At 61.1% G+C, this 24,698-nt stretch carries 21 protein-coding genes; 14 read left to right on the plus strand and 7 right to left on the minus strand.

Annotation, left to right across the window (positions count from 1 at the left end):
* Positions 1 to 19: 19 nt before the first annotated feature.
* Positions 20 to 1,918 carry an FTR1 family protein gene (locus HBR93_RS07385; RefSeq protein WP_057960962.1) on the plus strand — a complete coding sequence of 633 codons (1,899 nt, stop codon included), beginning with the start codon at positions 20 to 22 and terminating at the stop codon, positions 1,916 to 1,918.
* 91 nt (positions 1,919 to 2,009) lie between these two features.
* Here HBR93_RS07385 and elbB read toward each other — a convergent pair whose 3' ends face one another.
* Positions 2,010 to 2,675 carry an isoprenoid biosynthesis glyoxalase ElbB gene (elbB, locus tag HBR93_RS07390; protein ID WP_057440464.1) on the minus strand — a complete coding sequence of 222 codons (666 nt, stop codon included), beginning with the start codon at positions 2,673 to 2,675 and terminating at the stop codon, positions 2,010 to 2,012.
* Between the two features lie 114 nt (positions 2,676 to 2,789).
* Between elbB and HBR93_RS07395 the strand changes: the two genes are divergently transcribed.
* Positions 2,790 to 4,025, plus strand: coding sequence for a sterol desaturase family protein (locus HBR93_RS07395; RefSeq protein ID WP_169960080.1), 1,236 nt, complete (start codon positions 2,790 to 2,792; stop codon positions 4,023 to 4,025).
* Here the strand turns inward: HBR93_RS07395 and HBR93_RS07400 are convergent.
* Positions 4,006 to 4,650 (minus strand): DedA family protein, encoded by a 645-nt coding sequence (locus HBR93_RS07400; protein WP_057960959.1) that lies wholly within the window; start codon positions 4,648 to 4,650, stop codon positions 4,006 to 4,008. The genes HBR93_RS07395 and HBR93_RS07400 overlap by 20 nt on opposite strands.
* Before the next feature lie 218 nt (positions 4,651 to 4,868).
* Between HBR93_RS07400 and hemB the strand changes: the two genes are divergently transcribed.
* The 3 genes from hemB to HBR93_RS07415 all read left to right on the plus strand — a co-directional run bounded on the left by hemB (position 4,869) and on the right by HBR93_RS07415 (position 9,766).
* Complete coding sequence (hemB, locus tag HBR93_RS07405; RefSeq protein WP_057960958.1) at positions 4,869 to 5,882, plus strand: porphobilinogen synthase; 1,014 nt, start codon at positions 4,869 to 4,871, stop codon at positions 5,880 to 5,882.
* A gap of 18 nt (positions 5,883 to 5,900) precedes the next feature.
* On the plus strand, positions 5,901 to 8,123 hold the full coding sequence (gene ppk1 / locus HBR93_RS07410; RefSeq protein ID WP_169960081.1) for a polyphosphate kinase 1: 2,223 nt from the start codon (positions 5,901 to 5,903) through the stop codon (positions 8,121 to 8,123).
* A gap of 140 nt (positions 8,124 to 8,263) precedes the next feature.
* Positions 8,264 to 9,766 (plus strand): amidase family protein, encoded by a 1,503-nt coding sequence (locus tag HBR93_RS07415; RefSeq protein ID WP_262377268.1) that lies wholly within the window; start codon positions 8,264 to 8,266, stop codon positions 9,764 to 9,766.
* Positions 9,767 to 9,769: 3 nt separating this feature from the next.
* Here HBR93_RS07415 and ppx read toward each other — a convergent pair whose 3' ends face one another.
* On the minus strand, positions 9,770 to 11,272 hold the full coding sequence (gene ppx / locus HBR93_RS07420; RefSeq protein WP_057440461.1) for an exopolyphosphatase: 1,503 nt from the start codon (positions 11,270 to 11,272) through the stop codon (positions 9,770 to 9,772).
* 480 nt (positions 11,273 to 11,752) lie between these two features.
* On the opposite strand from ppx, the gene HBR93_RS07425 reads away from it, so the two are divergent.
* The 4 genes from HBR93_RS07425 (at position 11,753) to HBR93_RS07440 (ending at position 16,299) form a co-directional block, all read left to right on the plus strand.
* Positions 11,753 to 12,409, plus strand: a complete 657-nt coding sequence (locus HBR93_RS07425; protein ID WP_057440460.1) for a DUF1120 domain-containing protein — start codon at positions 11,753 to 11,755, stop codon at positions 12,407 to 12,409.
* A 111-nt stretch (positions 12,410 to 12,520) separates the two neighbouring features.
* On the plus strand, positions 12,521 to 13,237 hold the full coding sequence (locus tag HBR93_RS07430) for a fimbria/pilus chaperone family protein (protein ID WP_115129253.1): 717 nt from the start codon (positions 12,521 to 12,523) through the stop codon (positions 13,235 to 13,237).
* A gap of 7 nt (positions 13,238 to 13,244) precedes the next feature.
* Entirely contained in the window at positions 13,245 to 15,764 is a 2,520-nt protein-coding gene (locus tag HBR93_RS07435) for a fimbria/pilus outer membrane usher protein (RefSeq protein WP_169960082.1), read from the plus strand.
* On the plus strand, positions 15,754 to 16,299 hold the full coding sequence (locus HBR93_RS07440; RefSeq protein WP_271043703.1) for a hypothetical protein: 546 nt from the start codon (positions 15,754 to 15,756) through the stop codon (positions 16,297 to 16,299). Before HBR93_RS07435 ends, HBR93_RS07440 begins: the two co-directional genes overlap by 11 nt.
* 4 nt (positions 16,300 to 16,303) lie before the next feature.
* Here the strand turns inward: HBR93_RS07440 and HBR93_RS07445 are convergent, their stop codons facing one another.
* Genes HBR93_RS07445 through HBR93_RS07460 form a run of 4 tightly spaced genes read right to left on the minus strand, consistent with a single transcriptional unit; the run spans position 16,304 to position 19,143 of the window.
* Positions 16,304 to 17,041 carry an amino acid ABC transporter ATP-binding protein gene (locus tag HBR93_RS07445; RefSeq protein ID WP_057440457.1) on the minus strand — a complete coding sequence of 246 codons (738 nt, stop codon included), beginning with the start codon at positions 17,039 to 17,041 and terminating at the stop codon, positions 16,304 to 16,306.
* Positions 17,028 to 17,678 (minus strand): amino acid ABC transporter permease, encoded by a 651-nt coding sequence (locus HBR93_RS07450; protein ID WP_057960952.1) that lies wholly within the window; start codon positions 17,676 to 17,678, stop codon positions 17,028 to 17,030. Before HBR93_RS07450 ends, HBR93_RS07445 begins: the two co-directional genes overlap by 14 nt.
* Complete coding sequence (locus HBR93_RS07455) at positions 17,675 to 18,343, minus strand: amino acid ABC transporter permease (protein ID WP_057960951.1); 669 nt, start codon at positions 18,341 to 18,343, stop codon at positions 17,675 to 17,677. The genes HBR93_RS07450 and HBR93_RS07455 overlap by 4 nt, the downstream gene beginning before the upstream one ends.
* 14 nt (positions 18,344 to 18,357) lie before the next feature.
* Positions 18,358 to 19,143: a transporter substrate-binding domain-containing protein gene (locus HBR93_RS07460; protein ID WP_169960083.1), complete on the minus strand. Its 786-nt coding sequence runs from the start codon at positions 19,141 to 19,143 to the stop codon at positions 18,358 to 18,360.
* A 255-nt stretch (positions 19,144 to 19,398) separates the two neighbouring features.
* On the opposite strand from HBR93_RS07460, the gene HBR93_RS07465 reads away from it, so the two are divergent.
* The 5 genes from HBR93_RS07465 to HBR93_RS07485 all read left to right on the plus strand — a co-directional run bounded on the left by HBR93_RS07465 (position 19,399) and on the right by HBR93_RS07485 (position 24,636).
* Complete coding sequence (locus tag HBR93_RS07465) at positions 19,399 to 20,100, plus strand: FCD domain-containing protein (protein WP_057440453.1); 702 nt, start codon at positions 19,399 to 19,401, stop codon at positions 20,098 to 20,100.
* A gap of 120 nt (positions 20,101 to 20,220) precedes the next feature.
* A complete protein-coding gene (trxA, locus tag HBR93_RS07470; RefSeq protein ID WP_029289563.1) occupies positions 20,221 to 20,550 on the plus strand; it encodes a thioredoxin TrxA in 330 nt (109 codons plus the stop codon).
* Between the two features lie 232 nt (positions 20,551 to 20,782).
* Positions 20,783 to 22,042 (plus strand): transcription termination factor Rho, encoded by a 1,260-nt coding sequence (gene rho, locus HBR93_RS07475; RefSeq protein ID WP_003176825.1) that lies wholly within the window; start codon positions 20,783 to 20,785, stop codon positions 22,040 to 22,042.
* Between the two features lie 159 nt (positions 22,043 to 22,201).
* A complete protein-coding gene (ubiD, locus tag HBR93_RS07480) occupies positions 22,202 to 23,668 on the plus strand; it encodes a 4-hydroxy-3-polyprenylbenzoate decarboxylase (RefSeq protein ID WP_029289556.1) in 1,467 nt (488 codons plus the stop codon).
* The gene (locus tag HBR93_RS07485; protein ID WP_057960948.1) at positions 23,668 to 24,636 is read left to right on the plus strand and encodes a CDP-6-deoxy-delta-3,4-glucoseen reductase; all 969 of its coding nucleotides are present in this window, start codon (positions 23,668 to 23,670) and stop codon (positions 24,634 to 24,636) included. Before ubiD ends, HBR93_RS07485 begins: the two co-directional genes overlap by 1 nt.
* Positions 24,637 to 24,698 lie beyond the last annotated feature (62 nt).

Genomic DNA, 24,698 nt, shown 5'->3' on the forward strand with positions numbered 1-24,698 from the left:
TTCCATTTGGGATTCATTCATGACTGCCCCCTCCCGTTTTCTCGCCTGGCTGTTGCTGCCGGCGTTGGTGTCGTGCAGCTTCAATCTGCTGGCTGCTACCGCAGAGGGTGCGCCCCAGGCCCTGCATTTACTGGACTACATTGGCGCTGACTATCCGCCGACGGTGGAGGCGGGCAAGGTGGTCGACGACTCCGAATACCGCGAACAGGTGGAGTTTCTCGGCGTGTTGCAGGGGCTGGTGGCAGAGCTGCCCGACAAGCCCGAGCGTGCGAGCCTGGTCAAAGGCGTCGATGAGCTGCTGGCCGCTGTCACTAACCGCCAGGATGGCAACGCGGTAGCGCGCCAGGCGCGTCAACTGGGTGCGCAACTGGCGGCCGCCTATGAGGTCAGCCAGGCGCCGGCCATTACCCCGGACCCTACGCGCGGTGCGCCGCTGTACGCCCAGCACTGTTCGGTGTGCCACGGTGACGCCGGTGCGGGCGATGGCCCGGCCGGTGTCGGTATGGCCCCACCGCCGGCCAACCTGCGCGATGCCCAGCGTCTGGACCGCCTGAGCCTCTACGGCATCTACAACACCCTGGGCCTGGGCGTCGAAGGCACCGACATGCCGTCGTTCGCCGACCAGTTGGATGACCGGCAGCGCTGGGACCTGGCCACCTACATCGCCGGCTTTACTGCCGACCCGGCCGCCGCGAAAAGCGAAAAATCCTTCAACCTGGCCGACCTGGCACGCCAGACCCCGGAAGAAGTGCTGGCCGCCGAGGGGCCGGACGCGGTCCGGGTGTTCCGCGCCCAGCGCGCCCAGCCGCCCCAGGTCCAGCGTGGCCCGGCGCAGTTGCTGGAGTACACCGCTGCCACCTTGGACAAGAGCCTGGCAGCGTTCCGCAGCGGTGAGCACGAACAGGCCTACGACCTGTCGGTAGCGGCGTACCTGGAAGGCTTCGAGCTGGTGGAAAGCTCCCTGGACAACGTCGATGCCAACGTGCGCAAGGACACCGAGAAAGCCCTGATGGCGTATCGGCAGTCGTTGCAGGATGGCTTGCCGATCGAGCAGGTCCAGCAGCGCCTGGACGTGGCCAAGGGCAAACTCACTGAAGCGGCCGGCCTGTTGGGCGGCGACGGCCTGAGCTGGTCGTTGAGCTACATCTCGGGCTTGCTGATTCTGCTGCGTGAAGGGTTGGAAGCGATTCTGGTGCTGGCGGCAATCCTGGCCTTTTTGCGTAACACCGGCCAGCAATCGGCGGTGCGCAGTGTCAACGTCGGTTGGGCCCTGGCGTTGGTCGCCGGTGCGGCGACCTGGGCCCTGGCGGCGTATGTGATTGACGTCAGCGGCGCCCAGCGTGAACTGCTCGAAGGCTGTACGGCGCTGTTTGCCAGCGTGATGGTGCTGTGGCTCGGGGTGTGGATGCACGACCGGCGCCACGCGGCGGCCTGGCAGGACTACATCAAGAGCAGCCTGGTCGGCGGTGGTGGGCGTTTTGGGTTTGCGGTCCTGGCGTTCTTCTCGGTGTACCGCGAACTGTTCGAAGTGATCCTGTTCTACGAAACCCTGTGGCTGCAAGCCGGTCCTGCCGGGCATAACGCGGTACTGGCCGGTGGCGCCACGGCGCTGGTGCTGTTGATGGGCTTGGCGTGGATCATCCTGCGCGGCTCGGCGAAGCTGCCGTTGGCGCTGTTCTTCGGGATTAACGCGGCGTTGCTGTGCGCGCTGTCGGTGGTATTTGCCGGGCATGGCGTGAAGGCGTTGCAGGAAGCCGGCATCTTCGGCACCCGGCCGGTGGCGTTCTTTGACTTCGACTGGCTGGGCATCCATGCCGATGCGTATTCGTTGAGTGCCCAGGCCGTGGCGATCATTGCGATTGTGGTGCTGTACAGCCGCAGCCGGTTGGCCGATAAGCGCCGGGTGGCGGCTTCCTGAAGGTCCTGGCGGTCAAATCGTGGGAGCTGGCTTGTGTGGGCGCTGGCTCCCACACAAGCCAGCTCCCACATTTTTAATCGGTGTCGCCCATTCAGTCGCTCTCGTGGGTCAGCTCCAGCACCCGGTCCACCAGCTTGTTGATCCCCGATGCCACTTCGCTGATGTTTTTGCCCAGCATATAGGCCGGCGTGCTCACCAGCTTGCGCGCCTTGTCTTCGACGATTTCGTCTACCGCGCATTCCTGGTGGGTGGCGCCCATCTTGTCCAGGGCGGCCGCGGTGTCGGCGTCGTTGCCGATGGTGCAGGTCACGCCTGGGCCGTAGATTTTTGCCGCCAGGGCCGGCGAGATGCAGATCAGCCCCACGGGCTTGCCTGCTTCGGCAAAGGCTTCGGCCAGTGCCAGTACGTCCGGGTTGACGCTGCAACCGGCGCCTTCGATGGCAAAGTTCGACAGGTTCTTCGCCGCGCCAAAACCGCCGGGCACGACCAGCGCATCGAACTCTTCCACGCGGGCCTCGCGAATGTCTTTCACCTCGCCTCGGGCGATGCGCGCCGACTCCACCAATACATTGCGCGACTCGGGCATTTCTTCGCCCGTGAGGTGATTGATCACATGCAGCTGCGCGATGTCCGGGGCAAAGCACTGAACCTGAGCGCCGCGCTGATCCAGGCGCAGCAGCGTGATAACACTTTCATGGATTTCAGCGCCGTCGTACACGCCACAGCCGGAAAGGATCACTGCAATCTTTTTGCTCATGGGCATTTCTCCTGATTTATGGCGTTAAATGTCTACTTATTTGTCTCGCATTGCCATTGGGATATCCGGTCACTGGCCTAACCTTGATGTAACAATAATTGACCGGACTGGCCCATGGACTTCGTCCCTTACGCGGTACCGTTTTTCATTGCCTTGATTGTGGTCGAACTGTTGGCTGACCGTTGGCGCGGCGAGCGCAACTACCGGGTGGCCGACGCCATCAACAGCTTGAGCACCGGTGTATTGTCCACCACCACTGGGCTGCTGACCAAAGGCGTGGGCCTGCTGACCTACGCCTTCGCCCTCAAGCATTTGGCACTGTTCGAGCTGCCAGCCCAGAGCGCCTGGACCTGGGTGTTCGCCTTTGTCCTCTACGACTTCTGCTACTACTGGCTGCATCGCTGCGGCCACGAGCGCAATATTCTGTGGGCGGCGCACTCGGTGCATCACCAGAGCGAGGACTATAACCTCACCACCGCCTTGCGCCAGACCAGCACGGGCTTTTTGCTGAGCTGGATCTTCTATCTGCCACTGGCTGTCGTCGGCGTGCCGCTGCTGGTGTTTATCAGCGTGGCGTCGCTCAACCTGTTGTATCAATTCTGGGTGCATACCCGCCATGTGCCCAAGCTCGGTTGGTTTGAGTGGTTTTTCGTCACCCCGTCCAATCATCGGGCCCACCATGCACAGAACGCTCTCTACATGGATCGCAACTACGGCGGGGTGTTCATTATTTGGGACCGTTTGTTTGGCTCGTTCCAGGAAGAAGACGAAAACGAGCCGGTGATCTTTGGCGTGACCACGCCTCTGGCCAGTTGGAATCCGCTGTGGGCCAACCTGCAGTTCTATGCCCAGCTGTGGAGTGATGCCCGACGTACCGAAAGTGGGTGGGACAAACTGCGCATCTGGTTCATGCGCACCGGCTGGCGCCCGGCGGACGTCAAGGCCAAGTACCCACTGGCCAAGCCGGACTTGAGCCAGTTCCGTAAATTCGAGGTGCCCCTGGACGCGCGCCAGCAGATTTACATCGCCCTGCAATTTGCCGCGTATGTGGGTTTGGGCAGCTATCTGATGAATGTTGGCGAGGGCATGCCGACGGCTGCGCTGGTGCTGGGTTGGAGTGTGATGGCGCTGGGCCTGTTTACCCTGGGCGTGGCCCTGGAAAATCGCCCGTGGGCCTTGAAGGCCGAGCTGCTGCGGTTGGGGCTGAATGTGCCGCTGGTGTGGCTGGCGCCGCTGGTCGGGTTGTGGCCGGCCAGTGCGTTGGGCTGGCCGGGGCTGGCCAGCTATAGCCTGCTCAGTGTCATCGGCCTCTACTGTTGCAGGGGCCGGCTTACTCGATGGGTGTCGTAGGCTCGGGCTTTTTCGGCTCGGCCAGTTGCTCCTGCTCCAGCCGGGCTTTTTCGGCCGCGCAGTTTTCCCGGGTCAGGCGGGCGTTGCGGATGCGCCGGCGCAGCCACAAGCCCAGGCCGAGTACCAGCAAGGCACCCAGCACCCACAGCTCATATTTCTTGACGCTACCCAGCATGCCTTCGAGCACGGCGCCGAAGTGGTAGGCCGCCGCGCCCAGTGCTGCTGCCCAGATCGCCGCGCCGATGCCGTTGAGCAACAGGTAGCGCCCCGGCGGGTAGCCGGACAAGCCAATGGCCACGGGCATGACCGTGCGCAGGCCATAGACGAAGCGGAAACTCAGAACCCAGATATCGGGGTGTCGGCGGATATGCTCCAGTGCCCGATCGCCCAGCAGTTGCCAGCGTGGCCTGCGCGCCAACAATTTGCGCCCATGCTTGCGGCCCATGAAGTACCAGAGCTGGTCGCCGGCGTAGCTGCCGAAGAACGCCACCACCACCACCACGTTGATATCCATGTATCCGCGGAACGCAAGGAAGCCTGCGAGAACCAGGATGGTCTCACCTTCAAAGAACGTCCCCAGGAAGAGGGCAAAGTAGCCAAAGTCATTCAGAAATTGTTGGAGCATTGTCTGGGTGCTGGCGAAATGAACGCGCAGCCTACGCCTTCGTGAACATTCATGAAAGTATCGAGATGTGTCACGAAGTGAACATTTCCTACGGAAAGCATGAATGCGACTACAGGTCACATGCCGGTCGTATGAGTAAGCACAACTGTCATTCCTTCGTCATAATGGCCGCTTATAACTGTCACGCTCGCCCGTCAAGCCGGGCTCAGGAGTCTGCCGTGAGCTTTACCCCCGCCCAACGCCTGTTTCCCGCTACCCGCCTGCGCCGCAACCGTCGTGATGATTTTTCCCGTCGTCTGGTGCGTGAAAACGTCCTGACGGTGAATGATCTGATCCTGCCGGTGTTTGTGCTCGACGGTGAAAATCGTCGGGAAGCGGTGGCGTCGATGCCGGGTGTCGAGCGTTTGACCATTGATCTGCTGCTGCAAGAGGCGGCGCAGTGGGTTGAACTGGGTATCCCGGCGCTGGCGCTGTTCCCGGTCACACCCGCCGGGCTCAAGTCCCTGGACGCCGCCGAGGCCTGGAACCCCGAAGGCATTGCCCAGCGTGCGACCCGCGCCCTGCGCGAGCGTTTCCCGGAGCTTGGGGTGATTACCGACGTGGCGCTGGACCCGTTTACCACCCACGGGCAGGATGGCATCCTGGATGAAGAAGGCTATGTGCAGAACGACATCACCGTCGACGCACTGGTCAAGCAGGCGCTGTCCCATGCCGCTGCGGGCGCCCAGGTGGTGGCCCCGTCAGACATGATGGACGGCCGGATCCAGGCGATCCGCGAGGCGTTGGAACTGGCCGGGCACGTCAATGTGCGGATCATGGCCTATTCAGCCAAGTACGCCAGCGCCTACTACGGCCCGTTCCGCGATGCGGTCGGCTCGGCGCTGAACCTGGGCAAGGCCAACAAGGCCTCGTACCAGATGGACCCGGCCAACAGCCACGAAGCCCTGCACGAAGTGGCGGCGGACCTGGCTGAAGGCGCTGATATGGTGATGGTCAAGCCCGGTATGCCATACCTGGACATCCTTTATCGGGTCAAGGAGGAATTCAAGGTGCCGACCTTTGTCTATCAGGTCAGTGGTGAATACGCCATGCACATGGCTGCGATTCAAAATGGCTGGTTGAGTGAAGGCGTCATCCTGGAATCCCTTACCGCCTTTAAACGTGCGGGTGCCGATGGCATCCTGACTTACTTTGCCGCCCGTGCCGCCCAATTGCTTAGAGAGCAACAATAGCCCTCACAGGAACACTCGATGAATACCGAAGGACTCACAGAAGTTGCCGTAAAAGATGCGCACCCGGTAGTTGAACAGGTCGCCGAAACCCCGCCGGAGCTTGCGCCTGAGCAGCCTGCCGTGGTCGCGGAGCCGGTGGTGGTGGCACCGCCTATCGTGATTCCGAACCTGGATGACAGCAGCCTGTACATCCATCGCGAGCTGTCGCAACTGCAATTCAACATCCGCGTGTTGGAACAGGCGCTGGATGAGTCCTATCCGTTGCTGGAGCGTTTGAAGTTCCTGCTGATCTTCTCCAGCAACCTGGACGAGTTCTTCGAGATTCGTGTCGCCGGCCTCAAGAAACAGATCACCTTTGCCCGTGAACAGGCGGGCGCCGACGGCCTGCAGCCGCACCAGGCCCTGGCGCGCATCAGCGAGCTGGTGCATGGCCATGTGGATCGCCAATACGCCATCCTCAACGACATCCTGCTGCCGGAGCTGGAAAAGCACCAAGTGCGCTTCATCCGTCGCCGCAACTGGACCGTCAAGCTCAAGACCTGGGTCCGTCGCTATTTCCGTGACGAGATCGCGCCGATCATCACCCCGATTGGCCTGGACCCGACGCACCCGTTCCCGCTGCTGGTGAACAAGAGCCTGAACTTTATCGTCGAGCTCGAAGGGATCGATGCCTTCGGCCGTGATTCGGGCCTGGCGATCATCCCCGCACCGCGCCTGTTGCCACGCATCATCAAGGTACCGGAAGAGGTCGGGGGGGCTGGCGATAACTATGTATTCCTTTCGTCGATGATCCACGCCCACGCCGATGACCTGTTCCAGGGCATGAAGGTCAAGGGTTGCTACCAGTTCCGCCTGACCCGAAACGCCGACCTGGCGGTAGACACCGAAGACGTCGAAGACCTGGCCCGCGCCCTGCGTGGCGAGCTGTTCTCGCGGCGCTACGGTGACGCGGTGCGCCTGGAAGTGGCGGATACCTGCCCCAAACATTTGTCGGACTACCTGCTCAAGCAATTCAACCTGGCCGAGACCGAGCTGTACCAGGTCAACGGCCCGGTGAACCTGACGCGCCTGTTCAGCATCACCAGCCTGGACAGCCATCCGGAGCTGCAATACACGCCGTTCACCCCGCAGATTCCGAAACTGCTGCAAAACAGCGAAAACATCTTCAGCGTGGTCAGCAAGCAAGACATTCTGCTGCTGCACCCGTTCGAGTCGTTCACCCCGGTGGTCGATCTGTTGCGTCAGGCCGCCAAGGACCCCCATGTCCTGGCCGTGCGCCAGACCCTCTACCGCAGCGGTGCCAACTCGGAAATCGTCGATGCGCTGGTGGACGCCGCGCGTAACGGCAAGGAAGTCACGGTGGTGATCGAGCTGCGTGCGCGGTTCGACGAAGAGTCCAACCTGCAACTGGCCAGCCGCCTGCAAGCGGCCGGTGCGGTAGTGATCTATGGCGTGGTGGGCTTCAAGACCCACGCCAAGATGATGCTGATCCTGCGCCGCGAGGCCGGTGAGATCGTGCGTTACGCGCACCTGGGCACCGGTAACTATCACGCCGGCAACGCTAAGCTCTACACCGACTACAGCTTGCTGACTTCCGACGACGCGCTGTGCGAAGACGTCGGCAAACTGTTCAGCCAGTTGATCGGCATGGGCAAGACGCTGCGCATGAAAAAGCTGCTGCATGCGCCGTTCACCCTGAAGAAGGGCATGCTCGACATGATTGCCCGCGAGACCCAGTTCGCCCTCGACGGCAAGCCGGCGCACATCATCGCCAAGTTCAACTCGCTGACCGATCCGAAGATCATCCGCGCGCTGTACAAGGCCAGCCAGTCCGGCGTGCGTATCGACCTCGTGGTGCGTGGCATGTGCTGCCTGCGCCCGGGCATTGCCGGGGTGTCCCACAATATCCACGTGCGTTCGATCATCGGCCGCTTCCTGGAGCACACGCGGGTGTTCTACTTCCTCAATGGCGGTGAAGAGCAGATGTTCCTCTCCAGCGCCGACTGGATGGAGCGCAACCTCGACAAGCGTGTGGAGACCTGCTTCCCGGTGGAAGGCAAGAAGCTGATCATGCGGGTCAAGAAAGAGTTGGAGAGTTATCTGACCGATAACACCCACAGCTGGAGCCTGCAGTCCGATGGGCGCTACGTGCGCAACACCCCGACGGGCAACCAGAACCCGCGCAGTGCCCAGGCCACGTTGCTGGAGCGGTTGGGCAGCCCGTTGCTGGCGGTTCGCTGATATCGACTAGACCTACATCCCTCACTGGGAAATCGGACAGGACCGTCAGATTTCCCAGGTTGGGGATCCCATGCTCCCGTTCCTAGACTGACCTTGGGCTATCAGACGATAGCCTGTACAGGGCAGTTAAGGAGTTTTCGATGGTGGGATCAGGCATAGGTATCGGGTTCGGAACTGCGGGGCTATTCGAGGCGCTGGCCTTGCCGCCGAAGGGCTACCGCAGTGCACAGGCCATGGCGTCCGATATGGCTGGGGCGGTAGTCACTTCAGAGTCCCTGGTGCGGGACTCATTAAAAAGTATTGCCAACATCGATCAGGGTCTGCAGGGCGGCAATGCCTTTGTGCAGGTTAACCCCGATGCGCGTGAACAGGCTCGGGCGCGTGACCAGGAGCGAGCCAGCGGTACCGTGCGCGGTTTTTTGCACGGCGTGCCGATTGCCCTGAAAGATGTCTTCGAAACCAGTGGGAAAATGCACACCAGTGCCGGTTCCCGTGCGCTGGTCGGCTCACCGACGAGCAAAAACGCCAAGGTTGTGGATAACTTGCTCAAGGCCGGGGCCGTGATCGTGGGCAAGACCAATATGAGCGAACTGTCCAACTTCCGCTCCAGCGTGCCGGTGGATGGCTGGAGCTCCCGTGGTGGGCAAACGCTTAACCCCCATCGGCTGGGAGGGCAGGTGGCAGGGTCCAGTTCGGGATCGGCGGTGGCGGTCGCCCAGGGGCTTGTGCCGCTGGCATTGGGCATCGAGACCAATGGCTCGGTGATTGCTCCGGCGGCCTACAACGGCGTGGTCGGTTTGAAAACCACGGCCGGGCTGGTGAGTACCGAAGGGGTGATGACCAGTTCAAAACTGGACGCGGTGGGCACCTTTACGCGCAACGTGCGCGATGCTGGCGAAGCACTCAATGCCATGACCGAAACAACGGCCTACACCGCCGGGCTCACACCGGATGCCTTGCAGGGCAAGCGCATTGGCTACACGCCGCTGCCGGTGCTGTCGCCTGAAGACGCCAGGGACCCGGCCCTGCGTGCGGACCGGAAGCACTTCGAAGACGCGATCGCGATGCTCAGGGTCAAGGGGGCAGTCATGGTGCCGATAGGCAGGCTGGACGCGGGTGTCTCACGTGAGGCTTACGATCAATACAGTGACGCGCTGCTGGCCGGGATCAAGCAAAACCTGGACAGCTACCTGGCCGCCCGGGAAGGGCTGCCAGTGAAGTCGCTGGCTGAACTGATTGCCTTCAACGAGCGCGACAAGCAAGCCGGGGAACCGGACCAGGCGTTGCTGGAGCACATCAACAGCCTGGACGTGACGGATGAGCAGCGCGAGCAACTGTGGGCGGCCGTTCTGCCGATTTTCAAAGGCACCCTCGACAAGCCGCTGAGCGAACACCGCCTCGATGCCATCGTGTCGAACTTTCGCGCCGACAGTTACTACTTTGCCGCCGCCGCCGGTTACCCCGGCATCTCGGTGCCCTCGGGCATGGATGATGAGGGTATGCCGACCGCGCTGCACTTTTACGGTACGGGCAACAGTGAAGCCACACTGCTCTCGGTCGCCTATGGTTATGAACAGGCCACGCAGGCTATTCGTGAGCCGGCGTTCCTGCCGGGGGCGCCGGTGCCGTCCGAGAGCGTCTAGGGGTTAGTGCACATTCAGGCTGAAGCCCACTCGCGTCAGCCACTCGGCTTCCTGGGCGAAATCCGCCTGGGTCAGTTGGTTCTCATCCAGCCAGCCTTTAGGGAACACCACATCCAGGCTGTCGCCGTTGGCGCGCAGGGTGACTTGCGGCATCTGCTGAGTGCCGCGAATGTGGTGGAACAGGATCGCAAAGCGCAGCAGGGCACACAGGCGAATCAGCTTGATGCCCTCGGCGCCGAATTCGGCGAACTTGTCCCTGGGGATGTTACGGCGATGGCCGCGCACCAGCAGCGCCAGCATCTGCTGGTCCTCGCGGGAAAACCCTGCCAGGTCGGAGTGCTCGATCAGGTACGCACCGTGTTTGTGGTAATGGTAGTGGGCGATATCCAGCCCTACTTCATGGACCTTGGCGGCCCAGCCCAGCAGTTCACGCCAGACCCCGTCTTCCAGTTCCCAATCTGCAGCGACCTGGTCGAAGGCATGCAACGCTTTGCGCTCGACCCGCGCCGCCTGTTCCAGGTCGACGTGGTAACGCTCCATCAGCGAGCCCAGGGTGCGTTCACGCACGTCTTCGTGGTGATGGCGACCCAGCAGGTCGTAGAGCACGCCTTCACGCAGGGCGCCATCGCAATGGTCCATGCGTTGCAGTTCGAGGGCGTCGAAGATGGCTTCGAGGATTGCCAGGCCTGCAGGGAAGATGGCCCGGCGGTCGGGCTTGATGCCGTCGAAGTCGATTTTTTCGGCATCCCCGAGCTTGAACAGTTTGCGCTTGAGCCAGGCCAGGCCTTCGGCATTCACCTCACCGGTGCCATGGCCGCCGGCCTTCAGGGCCAGGCCGATGGCGCGGATAGTGCCGGATGAGCCGATGGCTTCATCCCAGGTCAGGCGGTGCAGGGCGTGTTCGATGCTCATGATCTCCAGCCGCGCCGCCGTGTACGCCTGGGCGTAGCGGGCCGGGGTGATCTTGCCGTCCTTGAAATAGCGCTGGGTGTAGCTGACGCAGCCCATTTGCAGGCTTTCGCGCAGCAACGGCTCGAAGCGCTGGCCGATGATGAACTCGGTGCTGCCGCCGCCAATGTCGGCCACCAGGCGCTTACCGGGGGTATCGGCCAGGGTGTGGGAGACGCCGAGGTAGATCAGGCGTGCTTCTTCACGGCCGGAAATCACTTCTACCGGGTGCCCGAGGATCTCCTCGGCGCGGCGGATGAATTCGCCGCGGTTACGCGCTTCGCGCAACGCGTTGGTGCCAACGATGCGCACGGCGCCCTGGGGCATGCCGTTGATCAGTTGGGCAAAACGCTTGAGGCAATCGAGCCCGCGCTGCATGGATTCTTCGTTGAGCTTGCGCTCGTCGTCGATTCCGGCAGCCAGTTGTACCTTTTCGCCGAGCCGCTCAAGGATGCGGATCTCACCGTTCTGGGCCTTGGCCACGACCATGTGAAAGCTGTTGGAGCCCAGGTCGATGGCGGCGATCAGGGACAGATTCTTGGCTTGGGATTGCGGCATGGGTAGGGGATCTCGGTCGATAACCTCGCCATCGTGCCACGATCAAACGCTGACGCCAACGCGTAGTGCGCAGAGGAGTTCTCCTACGGAGGTTCGGGACACAGGTTTGTAGGGAATGTAGGGGGGCTCCATTGGTTCCTTGTAATTATTCCGTAGGATCTATGGGAAACAGTAGAATTTCAAAGTTTGGAAACTTCTCTTGATTTAACCTACATCTTAAGATCAGTTATACCCATTGGTTATTTGTTTGGTACTACTCTTGAGTTGGGTTAAGGCGACGATTGTTTTTTATTGTTCTGACAGTAATCAGGGTATTGTCTTATTCTTTAGTGGGGTGCATGCGGGAGAGACTGTCACTCGGCAATTCTGCCTTGGTGTTATTTATTTACAGCTCATTTGTCACGGATGGCGGGATGTTGGGCAATGCAATTGCCCGGGTAGGAATAAAGGCACCTGATAACTTCTAGTGACAGGTTCAGCATGAAAAAAATATCTGGTTTGGTAATGGGTGTTGTCTGTTTGGCCGCAAGCGTGGTTGCACACGCCGATACAAGTGGTTCGGGGAACTTGAGGGTCATTGGTACTATCAAGCCAGCGCCCTGCACTGTCAGTATCAGCAGCGGCGTCATTGATTATGGTCAGATCAGTGCAGCTTCTATCTTGCCAAATGCTTTCAACCCCTTGCAGGAGAAAACCCTGCCGCTGTCCGTGAACTGCGGCACCGCGGCTACGCAGATGGCGCTGTCGGTATCTGACACGCAGGCGGCCAGCACCGTTGCGGGTATCCTGGGAACCGGCTTCGCTGAATCCCAGAACTTTGGCCTGGGTGCGGTGGATGGCCGGCGTACCGGTGGCTATTCGGTCAGGCTTTCGAACCTGTCCAGCGCCGGTGCCAGCCTGCTACCGCTCAAAAGGACCAGCTCTGTCGCAGCCTGGATGTATAGCGCCGATGGCCGGGTCGACAAGTTCCCGTACCAGCACTCCTGGAGCCGCACCACCAGCCCGGTTCCAGCACTGGTCAACGTTGTCAGCGGCACGATCAACGTCAAGGCCGTCATCAACCGGGGCAGCGCCCTGGACCTGAGCAAGGATGTTCCTTTGAACGGCCTTGCCACCTTAGTCGTTACTCGTATCTAAACAGGTAGTAAATCCGCACTGCAGTCGTAACTAGCTGTTGCGACTGCGTGCGGGCTGCTTACAGTTCTGGGTGTATTGACGGTCTCTTAAATTGTGTGTGGGTAGAACTTGATGAGTTTTCTTTTCAATACAGTTGCTGCCCTGCTAGGGGGCGTAAGTCTTTCTCTGCTACTACATGGCAACGTACTGGCTGACGGTATGGAGCCTGAAACATCTGTTGTAATTCTTTATGAAGAAAATGGCGAAGCGACTATTAATGTCAAGAATACCGATGCCGGTCCGGCTTTATTACATTCGGTCATTCAAAATCTTGCTGAAGACCCGGAACCATTATTGATTGTTACGCCGCCGATTGCGCGCGTGGAACCTGGCGAAACACAACTAGTGCGCTTTATCGCAACACTCAAGGAACCACTCAAGACTCAACGCTTGAAGCGGGTCACTTTTGAAGGGATTCCCCAGGCCAGGGCCGAAGGGCGTGCGACCATTGGTATCACCATTCGCCAGGACCTGCCGCTGATCCTGCACCCCCAGGGTTTGCCGCGGCTTGAAGATCCCTGGAAGTTGCTCAAGTGGACCCTGCAAGGCAATCGCCTGGCCGTGCAGAACGACAGTGCCTACGTTGTCCGCTTGGGTTTACAGGTGCAGCTGCTGCCGGCCAAGCGCCCGGCAATATTGTCGCGCACCTATGTGCTGCCTGGCGAAACGCTTTGGACCACGGTCGAGGGCAATGTCGCAGGGGTCAATGCCGTCGAGATTCAACCGGCGACGGTCTACGGCTATTCGACCTCCGTCTACCAGGCTCCCGTTGTTGTCGAGGCGGGTTGATCGAGCTATGAGAACTGTCGACAAAGCCGGTTGTTTCAATCAGTCCGCATCGTTCTTCCGGGCCCCGGGCTCCCTGGCGTATGGCTCGGGCATTGTCATCGGGCTGGCCTCACTGTGCAGCGGGCCTGCCCATGCCTTGGAGCTGGGAGAGGGGTTTGATCTTGCCGTACTCTCTGCGAACGGTATTGACCCGAAGGTTGCCCATTATTTTCGCAGTGCGGCGCGCTTTCGCGAGGGCGTCCATGTGGTCGGGTTGAGGGTCAACGGCAACCCACTGGGCTTGGTGGAAGCGCGTTTCGACTATGAAGGGCAGCTGTGTTTCACCCCCGGCCTGCTGGAAAAGGCCGGGCTGCGCGTCCCGGCGACCGTCACTCGGCAGGGCATCGCGCGCGATCAGGCGTGCCATGATTTTGTCGGTGAGTACCCGGCGACCCTTGTGCGGCTGAGCCCTGGTAGCGATGAAGTCTCCCTGGTGGTGCCCACCCAGTCGATGCGCGAATTTGAATGGGGCGGGGGCAATGCTTCCCAGGGTGGCATGGCGGCCTTGTTCAACTACGACGTGCAGGGTTTTGAGGATCATTTCAACAGTGGCTCTTCTCGCTCCGTCTCCGCCTATACCGAGGCGGGGTTCAACCTGGGCAACTGGATTGTGCGCAGTCGCCAGTTTTATATCTCCGATAATGGCAAGGCCAGCAGCGAGCATGTGAACGCCTACGCCCAGCGTGATTTCGCGGGCCTGCGCTCGACCTTCCAGGTGGGTCAGATCTCCAGCAACAACCCGGTGTTCGGCGGGCTGCAGCTCTCCGGCCTGCAACTGTTCCCCGATGGGCAGTCGCGCGCGGCCGGCGGCAGCGCGGTGGTGGTCGAAGGGCTGGCTCGCAGCCCGTCCAGGGTTGAGGTGCGCCAGTCAGGGGTGTTGATCCATACCACCCTGGTACCGGAAGGCCCTTTTTCCCTGACTGACCTGCCGTTGCTCAATGGCACCAGCGACCTGGAGGTAAACGTGATTGGCACCCGTGGCGGTGGGCACAGCTTCAGGGTACCAGCGGCGTCCTTTGGCGCGAGTGTGCCGGTGGTGCCGGGCTACTTCTTTTCCATGGGCAAGGTGCGGGGCGCAACGCTGGACGAGCGGGAGCCCCCGGTGGTGGCGATGGCCAGTGGTACCTGGGGCCTTGGGCGCAGTTCTTCGCTGGGTTTTGGCCTATTGAGCACTGACGAGTACCAGGCCGCGGGCGGAACATGGAGCAGCGTTTTTTTCCAGCGGCTGGCAGTGGGCGGGCGTCACAACCTGTCTCGCGATGGTTCAGGCAATGTCAGCGGCGCTCGCAGCTCCATTTCATTGAGTAGCCCGCTGTCTGCCAGCCTTGAGGCCAACCTCAGCGCTACACGCCAGACGCGGGGGTATCGCGAAGTCACGGAGGCCGGGCTGTCGAGCGCCCGCGGCGACCTGGACGCGCGCTTCAAGAACCAATACACCCTGGGCCTGAGCTGGGCTGACCCGCTGCTGGGTGGCTTCTCCATCAGCTACTCGCACAGTGCGCAATTTGACGGGCAATCGGCTGAACATGTCTTTGCCTCCTGGAACCGAGACTTCAGTGGCACCCAGGTGTCGTTGATCGCCGACTCCCGGGTGGGTGGGGCTCGACCGCGCAAGGAGCGGAATATCCGCCGCCACGAGCGCAATGATGCTCTCGAGACAGGGCTGTCGCTGCGATTGCAAGTCACCATGCCATTTGGCGGCGAACGTCGTGTCACTTCCTATGCCAGCCGGCGCGGGGGCGAGGTGGAGTTCGGCAGCGCGTTCAGTGATCGGGTGAACGACTATGTGAATTATGAGGTGGGTGTTGCCCGGGAGCAGACGAGTGGTGATCAGTCGGTTCAAGGCCGGGTAAATGCCATACCGCGTTACACCCAGGTTGGCTTGGGCATGCGTCGCGACTCTTTCAGTACCAGCTACACCGGGCAATTGCAGGGCGGCGTGGTGGCCCATGAACGCGGTGTGACGTTCTCGCCCTACGCCGTCCAGGACACCTTTGGCATCGTCTCGGTGGGCGATGTTGGCGCGGTCAAGGTCGCGACCCCCCAGGGCCCGGTCTGGACCGATTATCGCGGGCAGGCGGTGATCGCCGGTTTGCCGGCCTACCTCAACAGTAACGTTGAGGTGCAGACCCGCTCCCTGCCCAGACGTGTCGACCTGAAAAACGGCACCAAGGCACTCACGGCGGGTCGTGGATCCTTCAATACCGTTGATTTCGAGGTGGTGAAAGTGCGCCGCCTGCTGCTGGAAGTGCGTGACGAGCAAGGGCGCCCCTTGCCTCAAGGGGCCTCGGTATTCGGCCCGGACAATGCCTTCCTGACCAGCGTGGTGGGTGAGGGCATGGTGTTCCTGAACAATCTGGACGAGTCGCAAACCCTGAGCGTCTCCCTGCCGGATTCAACCTCCTGTGTATTGCAACTCAACCCTGAGCCAGAAACCGATGACGACAAACTCTACGAAACAGGTTCGGCAGTCTGCCGTGCGCAGTGAATCCCTGAACCGCCTTGGGCCTGGCCTCGCTCTGTGCAGCGTGCTGCTGTGGGCGGGGCTGATGCCGGGGGAAGCGCTGGCGGGTGAATGCCGTATGTCCTTGAGCCAGCCCCGGGTCGACTACGGTTTGATCCGCAGCGCGGAGCGGGCGGGAGACCAGTTGGCCCTGGGGAAACGCACGTTGCAACTGAACATCGCCTGTGCCGAGTCGGCACCCATGGCCCTGCGTTTCACGGGGGTGTCTGCCGGGTCGAAAGGCTTTCGGTTCGGCCGCCAAGGCTATTTCACCCTGAGCCTGCAGCATCCTCAGGTGGATGGGCAGGCGGTGGAGTTGCGGGTGTCGGGAGAGCCGCCAAGCGGACAGTTGTTGCCCGGCCAGACGCTGGTCGCACGGGCAGGCGGCGCCCCGATACACGGGCGCCGATTTACAGCGCTGGTGAATATCGAGACCTTTGTGCCAGCGGTCGGGCTGGCAGTGCGTGACGAAACGGCCTTCGAGGGGCAGGGCAGTTTCGAATGGGTACCCGGCGCCTGAAGCCTCAGCCTGGTTGTTCCACCGAGCCTATAAAGTTAGCCAATTCGGGCGTGCGCGGTTGGGCAAACAGGACGTTCGGGTCGCCGACTTCATGCACCTTGCCCTGATGCATGAACACCAGCTTGTCGCCGACCTCACGGGCAAAGCGCATTTCATGGGTGACCATGATCAGGGTCATGCCGTCCTTGGCCAGTTGGCGCACCACGCTGAGGACTTCATTGACCAGTTCAGGGTCCAGCGCCGAGGTGATTTCATCGCACAGCAACACCTTGGGCGACATCGCCAGCGCGCGGGCGATCGCCACCCGTTGCTGCTGGCCGCCGGACAGGCGATCGGGGAATGCATCGAACTTTTCCCCCAGGCCGACCCGTTCCAACATCTGCCGGGCCAGCTCCGCAGCCTTGGCCTTGGCGACTTTTTGCACGACCTGGGGCGCGAGCATGACGTTTTCACCCACGGTCAAATGGGGGAACAGGTTGAATTGCTGGAACACCATGCCGACTTTTTGCCGCAGGCTGCGCAGGTCGGCGCGGGCCGCGTCGAGGTATTCGCCGTCGACCTCAATCACCCCGTCATTGATCGACTCCAGGCCGTTGAGGGTGCGCAGCAGCGTGGATTTTCCCGAGCCGCTGCGGCCGATGATTGCCACCACCTGGCCTTCCTCGATACTCAAGTCGATGCCCTTGAGCACATGGTGATCGCCGTAATACTTATGCAGCGCGGATATTCTAAGCAGAGGCATGCAGTCTCCTTTCCAGGTAGCGGGCACTGAGGGACAAGGGGTAGCAGAGCAGGAAGTAACCGAGCGCCACCAGGCCGTAGACCATGAAGGGCTCGAAGGTGGCATTGGCGAGCATGCCGCCGGTCTTGGTCAGTTCGGTGAAGCCGATGATCGAGGTCACCGCTGTGCCCTTGACCACCTGCACCGAGAACCCCACCGTCGGCGCCACGGCAATTCGCAGGGCCTGGGGCAATATCACGTAGCGCAGTTGCTCATAAGGGTTGAGGGCCAGGCTGGCGGAGGCTTCCCACTGCCCGTGGGCGATGGAGTCGACACAGCCGCGCCAGATCTCGGCCAGGTAGGCACTGGTAAACAGGGTCAGGGCAATCGCGGCGGCCAGCCACGGCGAGATATCAATCCCCAGCAAGGCGATGCCGAAAAACACCAGGAACAGTTGCATCAGCAGCGGTGTGCCCTGGAACAGTTCGATATAGGTCCGGGCAATATTGCGCGGTAGCGCCTTTTTGCTGATGCGCAGGGTCATTACCAGCAGGCCAATCAGCCCGCCGCCGACAAACGCCACCAGCGACAGCAGCAGGGTCCATTGCAGGCCGGTCAGCAGGTTGCGCACGATGTCCCAGAACGAAAAATCACTCATCGACTGTTCCTCATCACATAGCGGCGACCGATCCAATTGAGCAACTGGCGGATCATCAACGCCATGCACAGGTACACCAGCGTGGTCAGGGCATAGGTTTCAAAGGCGCGGAAATTGCGCGATTGAATAAAGTTGGCGGCAAAACTCAACTCTTCAGTGGCGATCTGCGAGCACACCGCCGAGCCGAGCATCACGATGATGATCTGGCTGCTCAGGGCCGGCCAGACCTTGCCCAGCGCCGGCAGCAGCACCACATGGCGGAACGCTTCGAAGCGGGTCATCGCCAGCGCTGCCGCGGCCTCCAGCTGCCCACGAGGGATCGCCTGGATCCCGGCGCGGATGATCTCCGTGGAATAGGCCCCCAGGTTGATCACCATCGCCAGTACTGCGGCCTGCCATTCGGAAATCTGTACTCCCAGTGAAGGCAGGCCGAAGAAGATAAAGAACAACTGCACCAGAAACGGCGTGTTGCGAATCAACTCGACATACACCCCGAAGAGCCAGCAGAACGGCTGGATTTTCCATGCCCGCACCACGGCGCCGACGATGCCCAGGGCCACGCCGAGGAGGGCGCCGATGGCTGTCAGCTCCAGGGTGAACAGCGCGCCGCGCAACAACAGGTCGGTATTGGCCAGCACCGGCACAAAGTCGAATTGATAGGCCATCAATCAGCTCCGCTTCAGAGATCGGCAGGCAATGGTTCTTTGAGCCACTGCAGCGCGTTCTTTTGCAGGCTGCCGTCAGCCTTGGCGGCGACCAGGATCTGGTTGACCTTCTCCAGCAGTGCCGGCTCGTTTTTGTTCACGCCGACATACACCGGCGAATCCTTGAGTTTGACTTTCAACGCCGGCACCCGCTTGGGGTTGCGCTCGCTGATCGCCACCATCACCACGTTGCCACTGGCGATCAGGTCCACCTGGCCGGCGAGGTAGGCGGCGATGGTCGAGTTGTTATCCTCGAAGCGCTTGATCGTGGCTTCCTTGGGGGCGACGGCGCTCAACTCGATATCTTCGATGGCACCGCGGGTCACGCTGATGGTCTTGCCCTTGAGATCGTCCAGGGTCGCAATCGCCGCCTCAGGCGGGCCGAACACGGCGAGATAGAACGGCGCGTAGGCCTTGGAGAAGTCGATGACCTTCTCGCGATCCGGGTTCTTGCCCAGGCTGGAAATCACCAGGTCCACTTTGCCGGTGGTCAGGAACGGGATGCGGTTGGTGCTGTTGACCGGGGTCAGTTCCAGTTTGACCTTGAGCTGCTCGGCCAGCAGTTTTGCGGTGTCGATGTCCAGGCCGCGCGGCTTCATATCGGGGCCGACCGAGCCGAAGGGCGGGAAGTCCTGGGGCACTGCGACCTTGAGGGTGCCACGGGCGACGATATCGTCCAGGCCATTGGCCTGGGCTGGCGTCTGGCTGAGCATCAGGCTGGCAAACAAGGCAGTGAGCAGGGTGCTGCAATGCTTGGTCATGGCAACTCTCCGAAAAGGGCGAAGGGATTTTCTGAGTTTTGCCAGTGCACAGCCCATGCCATGCCGCGCCAAAGCGGCTGCAAGGCAGGGTTTTACAGGTGTACAGCGGTCTTACTGGTCTGAACAGTCAGAAGCGATTGCGCACCCTTTTCGAGCGCCCGCAAAACCCGGCGAGCCCCTTTGGGGCGTGGCTTGCCGGCCAGCGAGAATAGATTTAAAACTAGCCTCACTGTTGACCGAAATCTTGAGTTTTTTATGAATTCCATCGCCCAAGCCGTACCGGAAGCGGCTTTGCAAGCCATCCGCAAACTGATCAAGCAACGGGGCTTCGGGCCAGGTGATGCACTGCCTTCCCAGCGCGACCTGGCATTGCAGTTGGGGGTCAGTCGGGCCTCGTTGCGCGAGGCCTTGTCTTCGCTCAGTGCACTGGGGCTGGTCAGCGTGCAGCCGGGCAAAGGCGTGTTTGTGCAAGCGCCACCGACGGCCGACATGAGCGGGGTGGCCTGGCCCTTTACGGCGCAGGCCAGCCCCCTGGATATCTTCCAATTGCGTTATGCCCTGGAGGGCTTTGCGGCGGGGCTGGCGGCCATGACCCTGACCACCGAGGAACTGGATGGGCTCGAAGACAATGTCCAGGCCATGCGCCGGGAACTCAAGGCCGGGGATTTCGAGGCCGCTGCGCGGCTGGACTTCGCGTTCCACCAGCGTATCCTGTTGGCCAGTGGCAATCAGGCGATGATGAGCATCCTCAGCGCCAGTGCCGAGGTGTTTCTGGAAAGTCAGAAGCTACCGTTCATCCGACCGGAACGGGCGATGGAAACCTGGCAGGAGCATCGCAAGATCCTCCGGGCCCTGGCCCGGCGCAGCAGCGCGGCGGCGCACAAAGCTATGCAGGAACACGTGCGTAACGCTGCGTTGCGCACGGGAATAGCCTTTGTGACTCCGACGGCCTCTTGAACCCGCCATATCCAAAATGATGACGCTCCATAGCAAGAGTCAATCAGCAGCGGCTTCCTGAACGCAGGAAGGGCGGCTATGATGGGCAACGTTTTTTTTGCTTACAACCCGGAGACATCCATGAGCAACGATCTTATCAAGCACGTCACCGACGCGACCTTTGAGGCCGAAGTACTGCAGGCCCAGGGCCCGGTGCTGGTTGACTACTGGGCTGAGTGGTGCGGTCCTTGCAAAATGATCGCTCCGGTCCTGGACGACATCGCAACCACCTACGAAGGCAAACTGACCATTGCCAAGCTGAACATCGACGAGAACCAGGAAACCCCGGCCAAGCATGGCGTGCGTGGTATCCCGACGCTGATGCTGTTCAAGAACGGCAACGTCGAAGCGACCAAGGTCGGCGCACTGTCCAAGTCGCAATTGGCTGCATTCCTCGACGCCAACATCTAAGCGTCGTCAAAAAGCCCCGCAAATTGCGGGGCTTTTTCGTAAAGCAGGGCTAGACGCTCTGAAATTCAGGTGGTACATTCGGCCCCGCACTGGTTTCTCCACTGCCCCCTGCAAGCCGTCGCCGACGCATTCCTTTCGATTAGTACGCGATCCTGTCGCCTTCTCTGCGGCGCGGCCTCATTAAGCCAAAAGCTTAATTCCCCCCCTCTATAAATGATTACGTCATTCCTATATGAATCTGACTGAACTCAAGCAAAAGCCGATTACCGACCTGCTCCAACTGGCCGAAGAAATGGGCATAGAAAATATGGCCCGTTCGCGCAAGCAGGACGTGATTTTCTCCCTGCTGAAAAAGCACGCGAAAAGCGGCGAGGAAATCTCCGGTGATGGCGTGCTGGAGATTCTCCAGGACGGCTTCGGCTTCCTTCGCTCTGCAGACGCGTCCTATCTCGCCGGCCCAGACGATATCTACGTCTCGCCGAGCCAGATCCGTCGCTTCAACTTGCGCACCGGTGACACCATCGTTGGCAAGATCCGTCCTCCAAAGGAAGGCGAGCGTTATTTCGCCCTGCTCAAGGTCGACACGATCAACTTCGATCGTCCTGAGAACGCGAAGAACAAGATTCTCTTCGAGAACCTGACGCCGCTGTTCCCGACCGTGCGCATGAAGATGGAAGCCGGTAACGGTTCCACCGAAGACCTGACCGGTCGTGTGATCGACCTGTGCGCCCCGATCGGCAAAGGCCAGCGTGGCCTGATCGTCGCACCGCCGAAAGCCGGTAAGACCATCATGCTGCAGAACATTGCAGCGAACATCGCGCGTAACAATCCTGAAGTTCACCTGATCGTGCTGCTGATCGATGAGCGTCCGGAAGAAGTCACCGAAATGCAGCGCACCGTGCGCGGCGAAGTGGTTGCCTCGACGTTCGATGAACCGCCAACCCGCCACGTGCAGGTTGCCGAAATGGTGATCGAGAAGGCCAAGCGCCTGGTCGAACACAAGAAGGACGTGGTGATCCTGCTCGACTCCATCACCCGTCTGGCCCGTGCCTACAACACCGTGATCCCGAGCTCCGGCAAGGTATTGACCGGTGGTGTCGATGCCCACGCCCTGGAGAAGCCGAAACGTTTCTTCGGTGCCGCGCGTAACATCGAAGAAGGCGGCTCGCTGACCATTATCGCCACCGCGCTGGTTGAAACCGGCTCGAAGATGGACGAAGTGATCTACGAAGAGTTCAAGGGTACCGGCAACATGGAACTGCCTTTGGACCGTCGCATCGCTGAAAAGCGTGTGTTCCCGGCCATCAACATCAACCGTTCCGGCACCCGCCGCGAAGAGTTGCTGACCGCCGACGACGAACTGCAGCGCATGTGGATCCTGCGCAAGCTGCTGCACCCGATGGACGAAGTGGCAGCCATCGAGTTCCTGATCGACAAGCTGAAAACCACCAAGACCAACGACGAGTTCTTCCTGTCGATGAAACGTAAGTAATACGACGTTTCAGGTCCGAAAGAATGGCGCCCCCAGGGGCGCCATTTTTTTTGCCTGAAATCTTTAACCACAGCTGGTGGGCAATTGCGCCGTCGATAGGGCTGCCAGCCGCCCTCAGAGCAGGTACGATGTACGCCTATTTTACGGGTGGCATGGTTAATGAAATTCAAGGATCTTCGGGATTTCGTGCAGCAACTTGAGCAGCGCGGAGAGTTGAAACGTATTCAGGTGCCGGTTTCCCCGGTCCTGGAAATGACTGAGATTTGCGACCGCACCCTGCGTAACAAGGGGCCGGCGCTGCTGTTCGAAAACCCCACAGGCTTTGATATCCCCGTGCTGGGCAACCTGTTCGGCACGCCCGACCGGGTGGCGTTCGGCATGGGGGCCGAGTCGGTCAGCGAACTGCGCGAGATCGGCAAGCTGCTGGCCTTCCTCAAGGAGCCCGAGCCGCCCAAAGGCCTGAAGGACGCGTGGTCGAAGCTGCCGATCTTCCGCAAGATCATTGCCATGGCGCCCAAGGTGGTCAAGGACGCGGTCTGCCAGGAAGTGGTCATCGAAGGTGATGATGTCGACCTGGCGATGCTCCCGGTGCAGACCTGCTGGCCCGGCGACGTCGGCCCGCTGATCACCTGGGGCCTGACCGTCACCAAAGGCCCGAACAAGGACCGCCAGAACCTGGGGATCTACCGTCAGCAAGTGATTGGCCGCAACAAGGTGATCATGCGCTGGCTGAGCCACCGTGGCGGCGCCCTCGACTTCCGTGAGTGGTGCGAGAAGCACCCCGGCCAGCCGTTCCCGGTTTCCGTGGCCCTGGGGGCCGACCCGGCCACCATCCTCGGCGCCGTGACGCCGGTGCCCGACAGCCTGTCCGAATACGCCTTCGCCGGCCTGTTGCGCGGCAATCGCACCGAACTGGTGAAATGCCGTGGCAACGACCTGCAAGTGCCGGCCACCGCCGAAATCATCCTCGAAGGCGTGATTCATCCGGGCGAGATGGCCGATGAAGGCCCTTACGGCGATCACACCGGCTACTACAATGAAGTCGACAGCTTCCCGGTGTTCACCGTCGAGCGCATCACCCACCGGGTCAAACCGATCTACCACAGCACCTACACCGGCCGGCCGCCGGATGAGCCGGCGATTCTCGGCGTGGCGCTGAACGAGGTATTCGTACCGATCCTGCAGAAGCAGTTCCCGGAAATCACCGACTTCTACCTGCCGCCCGAGGGCTGCTCGTACCGCATGGCCATCGTGACCATGAAGAAGTCGTATCCGGGCCATGCCAAGCGCGTGATGCTCGGTGTGTGGTCGTTTTTGCGACAGTTCATGTACACCAAGTTCGTTATTGTCACCGACGACGACATCAACGCCCGGGACTGGAACGACGTGATCTGGGCGATTACCACGCGCATGGACCCCAAGCGCGATACGGTGATGATTGATAACACACCCATCGACTACCTCGACTTCGCCTCGCCGGTGTCGGGCCTGGGTTCGAAGATGGGCCTGGATGCCACCCATAAATGGCCGGGTGAAACCACCCGTGAGTGGGGCCGGGTGATCGTCAAGGATGAAGCCGTGACGGCGCGTGTCGATGCGATGTGGAAAGAATTGGGAATAGATTGATGCGTGTAACCCTGCAACCTTCCGGCGCGGTCCTCGACTTGCAGCCGGGCGAGCGGATTCTTGAAGGTGCGCGGCGCCTGGGCTACGACTGCCCGCAGGCGTGCCGTAACGGTGTGTGCCATGTGTGCGCGGCGCTGTTGGTCGAGGGCCGGGTGCAACAGGCCGGCGAGGTGCGTGACCATGGCGAGTTCTACACCTGCATCGCCGAGCCGCTGGAGGATTGCATCGTGCTGTGGGATGGCGTGCTGGCGCCGGGGGAGTTGCCGGTGCGCACGCTGGCCTGCCAGTTGAGCGAGTGCGTGGAGCTGGGTGGCGATGTGTGGCGCGTGCGCCTGCGGGCCCCGGCCGGCAAAGCGGTGCGTTACCACGCTGGCCAGTACCTGATGATCGAGCGCGAAAACGGCGAGAAGTCGGCGTTTTCCCTGGCCTCGGCGCCCCACGCCGGGCGCGAGCTGGAATTGCATGTGCTGGTACGCGAAGACAGCGCCCGCAGCCTGATCGAGCAGTTGCAGCGTAACCAGATGGCGCGGGTCGAGCTGCCGTTTGGCGATACCCACCTGGCCGAGCTACCCGACGGCCCGCTGGTACTGATCGCGGCCGGCACCGGCATGGCGCAGATGCACAGCCTGATCGAACATTGCCGGGCCACGGGGTTCAAGTATCCGGTGCATCTGTACTGGGGCGTGCGTCGTCCTGAGGATTTTTACCAGGTTGAACATTGGGAACAATGGCAGCAATTGCCCAATCTGTTCCTGCACAAAGTGGTCAGCGACCTGTGTGGTTGGGAAGGGCGCTGTGGCTTGTTGCACGAGGCGGTGTGCGAAGACATAACCGACCTCAAGGCCGTGCATGTGTATGCCAGCGGATCGCCGGCGATGATCTACGGCACGCTGGACGCGCTGGTGAATGCCGGGATGGATGCGCACCAGATGCGCGCTGACGTATTTGCCTACGCCCCTCGCTCCTGACCGCTACGAAAACATTCTCGTAAGCCGATCAAACTGTGGGAGCGGGCTTGCCCGCGATAGCG

Origin of the sequence: Pseudomonas sp. WS 5411 (genome assembly GCF_012985595.1) — a bacterium.
Classification (GTDB): Bacteria; Pseudomonadota; Gammaproteobacteria; order Pseudomonadales; family Pseudomonadaceae; genus Aquipseudomonas; species Aquipseudomonas shahriarae.